This window comes from Thiomicrospira sp., from assembly GCF_014859555.1.
Taxonomy (GTDB): Bacteria; Pseudomonadota; Gammaproteobacteria; order Thiomicrospirales; family Thiomicrospiraceae; genus Thiomicrospira.
This window is the reverse complement of record NZ_JACUTY010000011.1, coordinates 35,748-44,493: the sequence shown is the minus strand read 5'-3', so window position 1 is coordinate 44,493 and position 8,746 is coordinate 35,748. Positions and strand designations below refer to the sequence as shown.

Sequence of the window (8,746 nt, the reverse complement as noted above, 5' to 3'; positions counted from 1 at the left end):
TTGGGCTGTAGCTATTGTTGGTTTACGGTCTTCGACCTAAACCAACCTACTGTTTGGGGTTTAAATATAGTAGGTCGGCTTAGTGAAACGTAAGCCGACAAGATTTGCTTGGTGATACATAAAAATAAGAGAGAACAATGAACAGTTTGAATTTTGCGCAGATTATTGCAGATGAGTTAAAGGTTAAGTCAAGCCAAGTTGAAGCCGCCATTGCGTTGTTAAACGAAGGCGCAACCGTGCCGTTTATTTCGCGTTATCGTAAGGAGGCCACCCAAGGGTTGGATGACATTCAGTTGCGCCAGCTCGAGACGCGGTTGGGCTATTTAACCAGTCTACAGGAACGCAAACAAACCATTCTTAAAAGCTTAGAGGCGCAACAAAAACTGACGCCTGAACTGCAAAGTGCAGTGGAAAATACCTTTAGCAAAACCGAGCTGGAAGATATTTATCGGCCTTATAAACTCACGCGTAATTCTAAGGCGTTAAAAGCCAAAGAAGCCGGGCTTGATCCGTTGGCGCAGGCGTTATTAGCCAATCCAAAACTTGATCCATTTGCCGAGGCGCAAGCTTATGTTAATGCGGAAAAAGGCATAGAAACCGCCGAAGCCGCATTAAGTGGAGCGCAGGATATTTTGACCGAACAATTGTCACAACCACCAGGCCTGGTGGCACAACTGCGTGAAACCTTGTGGCGCGAAGGGATCGTAACCAGCCGTTTGGTTAAAAATCAGGTTGATGAAGGCGAGAAGTTTAAAGACTATTATGAGTATGACGAACCGATTCGTAAGGTTCCTTCGCACCGTGCTTTAGCTTTATTTCGTGGAGAACAGGCGGGCATTCTTAAGCTTAAGCTCGAATTGCCGCAGGTTGAATCGTCTGCTTCTCATCCGTTTTTGGCGCGGATTCAGCAGTTTCATCAATTACAGTTTGAGCGTTTAGCGAGCCAAACCTTCTTTAGCCAAATTATCCACCAGGTCTGGCGCTTGAAGCTTGCTAAATCACTCGAAACGGAATTGTTTAGTCGTTTACGTGAAATGGCGGAACAGGGCGCAATAGAGGTATTTGCACACAATTTAAAAGACTTATTATTGGCCGCTCCGGCGGGTGCTAAGGTGACTTTGGCGCTTGATCCAGGCTTTCGTACCGGCGTGAAACTCGCGATAGTGGATCAAACCGGCAAATTTTTACATCATGGCGTGATCTACCCGCATGCGCCACAAAGCCAGTGGGATCAAAGCAAACAAACGCTGGCTAAACTGATTAAAGACTATGGTGTTAAGTTGGTGAGTATCGGCAATGGTACCGCCTCACGCGAAACCGAGCAGTTGGTTAACGAGGTGTTAACGCAAAACAAACTTACTAATACCCAAAAAGTGGTGGTGTCAGAGGCGGGCGCATCGGTTTATTCAGCTTCTGAAATCGCCCAGCAAGAATTCCCGCAATTGGATGTGACGATTCGTGGTGCGATTTCGATTGGCCGTCGTTTGCAAGATCCGCTTGCCGAGTTGGTTAAAATTGACCCAAAAGCGATTGGTGTGGGTCAATATCAGCATGACGTGAACCAAACCGCGTTGGCGTTATCTTTGCAAAATACGGTCGAGGATTGTGTGAACTCGGTTGGGGTCGATTTGAATACCGCATCGAGCGCATTATTGAGTTATGTATCCGGTTTGTCGTCGCGTTTGGCACAAGAAATTGTTAAATGGCGTGATGAAAATGGCTCGTTCCGTAATCGCCAGCAATTAAAGAAAGTGCCACGTTTAGGACCAAAAGCATTTGAACAGTGTGCGGGTTTCTTGCGCATTCGCGAAGGGGAGCATCCGTTAGATCAATCGGCGGTGCATCCTGAATCCTATGAGATCGTTGAAAAAATGGCGTCAAAATTGGGGGTGGATTTGGCGCATTTAATTGGCCAAACCGAACAGGTTAAACGCATTAACGCGACCGAGTTTGTGAATGAAAACATTGGGTTAATGACGCTTCGTGATATTTTGTCTGAACTCGAAAAACCCGGTCGTGATCCGCGTCCAAGTTTTGAGGTGGTGAAGTTTGACGATGCGATTACCGAAATTAAAGACTTATCACCAGGCCTGGTGCTTGAGGGTGTGGTGACTAATGTGACGCATTTTGGCGCGTTTGTGGATGTGGGCGTGCATCAAGACGGTTTGGTGCATATCTCACACTTATCAAACGGCTTTGTCAGCGATCCACATACGATTGTTAAAGCCGGGCAGATTGTGAAGGTCACGGTATTGGAAGTGGATGAGGCGCGCAAACGCATTAGCTTGTCGATGAAAACTTCACCAACTATAACTGCACCAAGCCTGGCTGCATCGACTAAAAATATTGACAAAAATAATCAGTCACAGCAAAGCCAGGCTAAAAATTCTAATGCACCGAGCCATCATAGTTTGGGCACCTTAGCGGATAAATTCGCCGCACTGAAAAACAAATAATCTGGTTTACTCGAAGAGGTTCTGTTAAATTATTTAATGCGCATAACTTATGCGCATTAAAGCATGAGGTAACTATGTCTTCTTTATTTGATAAAACAGCGGCAAAAAAACCGACAAATGTCAGCTTAAACAGTGATTTGTTAGCGAAGGCACGTGCTGAAAATATCAATATTTCAGCAACGTTAGAGCAGGCATTGTTAGAGAAGTTAAAACAAAATGCACGCGAAAAATGGTTAAGCCAGAATCAAGCGGCGATTAAATCCATGAATAAGTTTACGCAAAAACATGGGCTTTTTTCAGATGAGCATCGAGTGCTGTAATGGCGCAGTTCACGCTCTATAAAAATGAGAGCCTAGCATCAAAGGAAATTTACCCTTTTTTTGTCGACATCCAACATGAATTGCTGAGCAACCTTAATACAAGGGTTGTGATCCCATTATCGCCACTTGAGTTGGTTGACCAGCATTTAGACCGACTCACTCCAGTCATCGAGCTTAATCAGGCTGATTATGTAATGATGACGCATCTCCTTACTTCTATTTCAAAAAAGCAGCTTAGTGAGTCAGTCATTTCCGTTGAGGCGCATCGAGATACCATCATGTCCGCAATTGACATGTTGGTTTCGGGGATTTAAATCTCGCTGATAATCTGGCTTTCTGCCCAGCGAGATTTGGGGAGGCTGGCGTTAAAGTCATCGGCTTGTTTATAACCCAGCGCCACCACGGCGAGTGCTTTATAACCTTGGCTTGCTAGATTAAATTCTTCATCCAATACTTGGGTATCTACGCCTTCAATCGGGACCGCGTCTAAGCCTAAAGCACCGGCGCCTAATAACAAAGCGCCCATGTTTAAGTAGACTTGTTTTTCCATCCAGCATTGAGTGTCATGCCAATTTACGCGGTGTAGGTCTGCATAAAAGGTTCGAACCGCATTGACCTTATCTTTCATTTCTTGTGAGTCAATCCGGCCATCAGCCTCTTCTTGGTTGGTGATGGCGTGGATATAGTCGTCACTGAAGTCGGTTTTTACACAGTAAACAATCACATGTGAGCAATTGAGGATTTTGGACTCATTCGCCACATAAGAGCCTTGGGCGGCTTTAGCGATGCGCGTTTTGCCTTCATCTGTGCCACTCATAATAAAGTGCCAAGGCTGAGAATTCACACTTGATGGGCTTAAGCGTAGCAGGGCTTTAACTTGTGCCAAATCCGAATCGGAAATTCGGCGAGTTTTATCAAACTTTTTGGTGGAATAACGGGTTTGTGCGATTTCAACTATGTTCATTTCGATAGCCTTTATGTATTCAATAATGTATTTAAAACCAATTATAAAAAGGTTATATCGGCGTGTGTTTGCTGTTTAAAACAGGTCGCGATTAAGCGTTCCGCTGCGGATTCGACCGTTTCGTTTTGGCAAGGTGGTTCGCCTGGATAAAGTTTGCTACGGAAGTGGCTGGCGAGTGCGGGGAAGTGTGCAATCACACCTTGTAAATTGGCATTTTCTTCGACCACGAGCTGGGTGAGTTGTTCTAAACCGGCTTTGGCCACGGCATAAGCGCCATAATATTGCTGATTGTTTTTTACGGCTTGGTCAGAAATGGTGACTAACCAGGCCTGGTGGCTGGCTTTGAGTTTAGGCAAACAGGTTTGAATTAGATGGAAATTAGCATTCAAGTTGGTTTGCATGACTTCGTACCATTGCAGTGGGTCAAAGTGTTCAATCGGCGTTAAAGCGGGCAAGATGGCCGCGTTTAGAAATAAACCGTCTAGTTTTGGAAACGCGTCCAGTCCTTCGGCGAGTTGTTCAAATTCGGCTTGCGCTGAACCGGCTAAGTTCATCGGGAACAAAAACACGTTATTCCAACCGCTCGCATCTAATTCGTCATAGAGTTTATTGAGTGCTTTTAAATCACTATCTAGCAGAATCAGCTGATGTTGTGGGTTATGCAAATGTTGGGCTAACGCACGACCCAAACCATTGGCCGCGCCGGTGATTAAAAAGGTTTTGTTTTCGGTTAAATTTTGTTGTAAATCCATTAGTTAAAACGCTCTTTTAGAAACTGAGTAATATCGTATGGCGTGCGGAAAATAAAATCGGCCTGGTCTAAATTGTCGATTTTATCTTCTGGCAAATAACCAAATAAAGCTGCACCCGTTTGCATGCGGGCATTGATGCCGGCTTCGATATCGCGAGGGTGATCACCTAGATACAAGCACTTTTCGGGCGCAAAACCGCATTGCTCGGCGGCTAACCACATAGGCTCTGGATTGGGTTTACGAATCGGCAAGGTATCGCCACACACAATACTTTGTGGGGCACTTGGGAAATCAATGTTTTTTAACAGGTGATGGGTTAATTTTTCTGGCTTATTGGTGACGATGCCCCAAGGAATGTTTTTTTCGGCCAAATGCACCAGGCCTGGCAATAGGCCGGGGAAGACTTGAGTGTGCAAAGCAATATGATCGTAATAGTTGGCTAAAAACTGTTGGCGACGTTGTTCAAATAAATCATCATCGGCCTCTGGAAAAGCTAAGCGGGTAAGGGCGGCGCCACCTTGCGATACCGTATTGCGAACTTCCGCATAACTTGGCGGGGTTTGGCCTAGCTCGGCACAGATTAGGTTTAAGGCGTAGCTAAAATCGTATGAGGTATCAAGCAGGGTGCCGTCTAGGTCAAATAAAATGCATTCAATTGGGGTCATGGTTTGGGTTAATCCAGCTTTTGAAAGGCCATTAAGTAGTTAATGTCAATGTTGTGACTTAAAGCATAGTGTTTTAGTAATGGATTGAAGTCGATACCTGATGAGTCTATGAGTAACAGACCCTCTTTACGCGCCATTTGTGAGAGTTCGCTGGGCTTGATGAATTTGTCATGATTATGAGTGCCACGCGGCACTAGGTTCAACAAATATTCGGCGGTAATAACCGCTAACAACAAGGATTTATTGGTACGATTTAACGTCGAGAAAAACACATAACCACCAGGCCTGGTGGCTTGTGCCGCGGCTTGAATAATCGCTTGCGGGTTGGGCACGTGTTCGAGCATTTCCATGCAGGTCACCACGTCATAATGTTGAGGATATTGTTGTGCGTGGTCTTCGGCTGAGATCAGTTGGTAGTCCAATTCAATGCCCACGTCTAAAGCGTGCAGTTTAGCAACATTTAAAACGTCTTCAGCCAAATCAATCCCGGTGACATTCGCGCCCAATTTGGCCATGGATTCACTTAAAATACCGCCACCACAGCCAATATCGAGCGTGGTTTGGTTTGCTAAAGCTACATGACGCTGCATAAACTCTAGCCGTAGTGGGTTAATTTTATGCAACGCACCAAATTCTCCCTCGGTATCCCACCAAGTTTGTGCATGTTGGTTAAAATTGTGCAGTTCTTGTTGATCAAAATTGTCTGAGACGTTCATAGGGCTTATGTCAGCTTTTTAGTTAAAACACATAGGGCGATATTCTACTGGATTAAAAACGCTTTGTACCCGCTTATTTTTTGCATTTCGCGTTCATAGTCTGGTCATAATTCGGTTATAATGCATACTTTATGTCAAAAATATAATTAGATTGGATGCTCCATGTCAGACTTTGCACGTGAAATACACCCGATATCGCTTGAAGATGAAATGAAACAGTCTTATTTAAGTTACGCGATGAGCGTAATTATAGGACGAGCGTTGCCAGATGTACGCGATGGTTTAAAACCCGTTCACCGCCGTGTCTTATTCGCCATGAATGAATTGAAAAACGATTGGAATAAGCCGTATAAAAAATCGGCACGTGTGGTCGGTGATGTAATTGGTAAATACCACCCGCACGGTGATACGGCCGTGTATGACACGATTGTTCGTATGGCACAACCTTTCTCTTTACGTTATATGTTAGTTGATGGCCAGGGTAACTTTGGTTCGATTGATGGTGATAACGCCGCCGCCATGCGTTATACCGAAGTGCGTATGTCTAAAATCGCACATGAGCTGCTAGCCGACTTAGAAAAAGAAACGGTTGATTTCACAGCAAACTATGACGGTTCTGAGCATGAACCAAATGTAATGCCAAGTCGCATCCCTAATTTATTGGTGAATGGTTCTTCCGGTATTGCGGTGGGTATGGCGACCAATATTCCGCCGCATAACTTAAGCGAAACCATTGATGCCTGTTTAGCGTTAATCGAAAACCCAGACATTGATGTGGCCGGTTTGATGGAACACATTCCCGGTCCAGATTTCCCAACCCGCGCCATTATTAACGGCACACGCGGTATTCGCGAAGCCTATGAAACCGGGCGTGGTCGTGTACAAATTCGTGCACGTACTAAGATCGAAACCGATAAGTCCGGCAAGCAAACTATCGTAGTCTACGAAATTCCTTATCAAGTTAACAAAGCGCGTTTGATTGAACGTATTGCGGAATTAGTTAAAGAAAAGAAAGTTGAAGGCATCACCGCGTTACGTGATGAGTCTGACAAAGATGGCATGCGTATCGTCATCGAATTGCGTCGCGGCGAAGTACCGGAAGTCATGATTAACAATCTATATAAACTGACCACAATGCAAACCGTGTTTGGTATCAATATGGTGGCGTTGATTAACGCCCAGCCAAAGTTGCTTAACCTGCGCGAAATTGTAGAAGCCTTTGTACGCCACCGCCGTGAAGTTGTCACGCGTCGTACCATTTTCGAACTGCGTAAAGCCCGCGAAAAAGCACATTTACTAGAAGGTTTGGCGGTTGCGCTAAGCAATATTGATGAAATGATTGAATTGATCAAATCATCGCCTACTGCCAGTGTCGCTAAAGATCGTATGTTGGATCGTAACTGGCCAGCTGGCAACGTCATCCAGCTTTTGGAACGAGTAGAAGCAAAAGATACGCGCCCTGAAGAACTCGATGCTAGTTTTGGTATGGTGGAATCGGATATTTATCGTTTATCACCGACCCAGGCTCAAGCTATTTTGGATATGCGTTTAAACCGTTTAACCGGTTTAGAACAAGACAAAATTTTAGAAGAATACAAAGGTTTGATCGAAAAGATCTTTGAATTCCTAGAAATCTTGCGTAACCCGGATCGCTTAACCGAAGTGGTTCGCGAAGAATTGGTTGAAATTAAAACGCTTTACGGTGATGCACGTCGTACCGAAATTGACCATGCTTACGTTGATCTAGATGAAGAAGACTTAATCGCAGTTGAAGACCGCATTGTGACTTTATCGCAAGACGGTTATATCAAAACTCAGCCAGTCAGCGATTATCGCGCGCAAAAACGCGGTGGACGCGGTAAATCAGCCACTGCGATGAAAGAAGAAGACGAAGTTGGTCAAATCCTGGTCGCCAGCACACACGATATGCTGTTGTGTTTCTCAAACCGCGGCAAACTGTACTGGCAGAAAACTTGGCAGTTACCTTTAGCTAGCCGTGGCGCGCGTGGCAAGCCAATTGTAAATGTATTCCCACTAGAAGATGGCGAGCATATTTCAGCAATCTTACCAATTAGCCAATTTGATGATGAGCACTTTGTGTTTATGGCCACCAAACATGCGGTGGTCAAACGTGTACGTTTGACTGATTTCTCACGTCCACGTGCCAACGGCATCATCGCGGTTGATTTATTGGATAACGATGAGTTGGTCGGCACCGCGCTTACCAACGGTAATCAAGAAGTTATGCTGTTTGCCGATGGTGGTAAAGCGATTCGCTTTAAAGAGTCGGATGTGCGTGTAATGGGTCGTCAGGCCCGTGGTGTGCGTGGTATGAAACTCGCCGCTGATCAAACCATTATTAGTATGCAAATTGCAACACCGTCAACGTTGATCTTAACCGCCACCGAACATGGCTACGGTAAATGTACAACAGTTGAGGATTACTCAACCATTAACCGAGGCGGCCAAGGCGTGATTTCGATCAAGACTTCCGAGCGCAACGGCAAAGTAGTCTCGGCCTTGTCGGTGGTGCCTGAGCAAGAAGTGGTATTGATTACCAATAAAGCCACGTTGGTACGAACTCGTGTAAGCGAAATCTCAGTAGTAGGTCGTAACACACAAGGCGTTAAGTTAATTAACGTTGGTAAAGACGAAGCGGTTGTGGGTCTGGCGGTGGTTAATGCGTCAGATGATGACGATATCATGGATGAAGATGCCGTTGAAACGGATGGCAGCGTCGTTGCAACTCAAACTACCACAGTGGTTGAAGACGCGCAAAACACACAAAATGAATCAACTCAAGCTGAGGAACCGGATGATTTTCAGCTTGATTTAATTGATCCTAACGAAGATAAATAAACTCGGAGAAAGCC

8 protein-coding genes are annotated in these 8,746 nt (G+C 45.1%); 4 read left to right on the top strand and 4 right to left on the bottom strand.

The genetic code is table 11. The features are described from left to right. The first annotated feature begins 137 nt into the window (after nt 1-137). From IBX48_RS03495 to IBX48_RS03485, 3 genes are all read left to right on the top strand, one after another. Nucleotides 138-2,456 carry a Tex family protein gene (locus tag IBX48_RS03495; RefSeq protein ID WP_296830778.1) on the top strand — a complete coding sequence of 773 codons (2,319 nt, stop codon included), beginning with the start codon at nt 138-140 and terminating at the stop codon, nt 2,454-2,456. A gap of 74 nt (nt 2,457-2,530) precedes the next feature. Continuing rightward, nucleotides 2,531-2,776 (top strand): type II toxin-antitoxin system CcdA family antitoxin, encoded by a 246-nt coding sequence (locus IBX48_RS03490; RefSeq protein WP_296830775.1) that lies wholly within the window; start codon nt 2,531-2,533, stop codon nt 2,774-2,776. After that, nucleotides 2,776-3,090 carry a CcdB family protein gene (locus tag IBX48_RS03485; protein ID WP_296830773.1) on the top strand — a complete coding sequence of 105 codons (315 nt, stop codon included), beginning with the start codon at nt 2,776-2,778 and terminating at the stop codon, nt 3,088-3,090. The genes IBX48_RS03490 and IBX48_RS03485 overlap by 1 nt, the downstream gene beginning before the upstream one ends. On the opposite strand, the gene nfsB is transcribed toward IBX48_RS03485, so the two are convergent. From nfsB to ubiG, 4 genes are read right to left on the bottom strand one after another with little or no spacing between them, the layout of a single operon-like run. Next, nucleotides 3,087-3,740, bottom strand: coding sequence for an oxygen-insensitive NAD(P)H nitroreductase (gene nfsB / locus IBX48_RS03480; protein WP_296830771.1), 654 nt, complete (start codon nt 3,738-3,740; stop codon nt 3,087-3,089). The genes IBX48_RS03485 and nfsB overlap by 4 nt on opposite strands. A gap of 41 nt (nt 3,741-3,781) precedes the next feature. Next, nucleotides 3,782-4,492 (bottom strand): SDR family NAD(P)-dependent oxidoreductase, encoded by a 711-nt coding sequence (locus IBX48_RS03475; RefSeq protein ID WP_296830769.1) that lies wholly within the window; start codon nt 4,490-4,492, stop codon nt 3,782-3,784. Beyond that, nucleotides 4,492-5,157, bottom strand: coding sequence for an HAD-IA family hydrolase (locus tag IBX48_RS03470; RefSeq protein WP_296830767.1), 666 nt, complete (start codon nt 5,155-5,157; stop codon nt 4,492-4,494). Before IBX48_RS03470 ends, IBX48_RS03475 begins: the two co-directional genes overlap by 1 nt. Nucleotides 5,158-5,165: 8 nt before the next feature. After that, a complete protein-coding gene (ubiG, locus tag IBX48_RS03465; protein ID WP_296830765.1) occupies nt 5,166-5,873 on the bottom strand; it encodes a bifunctional 2-polyprenyl-6-hydroxyphenol methylase/3-demethylubiquinol 3-O-methyltransferase UbiG in 708 nt (235 codons plus the stop codon). 162 nt (nt 5,874-6,035) lie between these two features. Here ubiG and gyrA point away from each other — a divergent pair, with 162 nt between their 5' ends. Beyond that, nucleotides 6,036-8,732, top strand: a complete 2,697-nt coding sequence (gene gyrA, locus IBX48_RS03460) for a DNA gyrase subunit A (RefSeq protein WP_296830763.1) — start codon at nt 6,036-6,038, stop codon at nt 8,730-8,732. Nucleotides 8,733-8,746 lie beyond the last annotated feature (14 nt).

Bases quoted from the DNA above. Each gene is read 5' to 3' on its own strand.
- IBX48_RS03495 (WP_296830778.1), top strand. From the start codon at position 138: ATGAACAGTTTGAATTTTGCGCAGATTATTGCAGATGAGTTAAAGGTT.
- IBX48_RS03490 (WP_296830775.1), top strand. From the start codon at position 2,531: ATGTCTTCTTTATTTGATAAAACAGCGGCAAAAAAACCGACAAATGTC.
- IBX48_RS03485 (WP_296830773.1), top strand. From the start codon at position 2,776: ATGGCGCAGTTCACGCTCTATAAAAATGAGAGCCTAGCATCAAAGGAA.
- nfsB (WP_296830771.1), bottom strand. From the start codon at position 3,740: ATGAACATAGTTGAAATCGCACAAACCCGTTATTCCACCAAAAAGTTT.
- IBX48_RS03475 (WP_296830769.1), bottom strand. From the start codon at position 4,492: ATGGATTTACAACAAAATTTAACCGAAAACAAAACCTTTTTAATCACC.
- IBX48_RS03470 (WP_296830767.1), bottom strand. From the start codon at position 5,157: ATGACCCCAATTGAATGCATTTTATTTGACCTAGACGGCACCCTGCTT.
- ubiG (WP_296830765.1), bottom strand. From the start codon at position 5,873: ATGAACGTCTCAGACAATTTTGATCAACAAGAACTGCACAATTTTAAC.
- gyrA (WP_296830763.1), top strand. From the start codon at position 6,036: ATGTCAGACTTTGCACGTGAAATACACCCGATATCGCTTGAAGATGAA.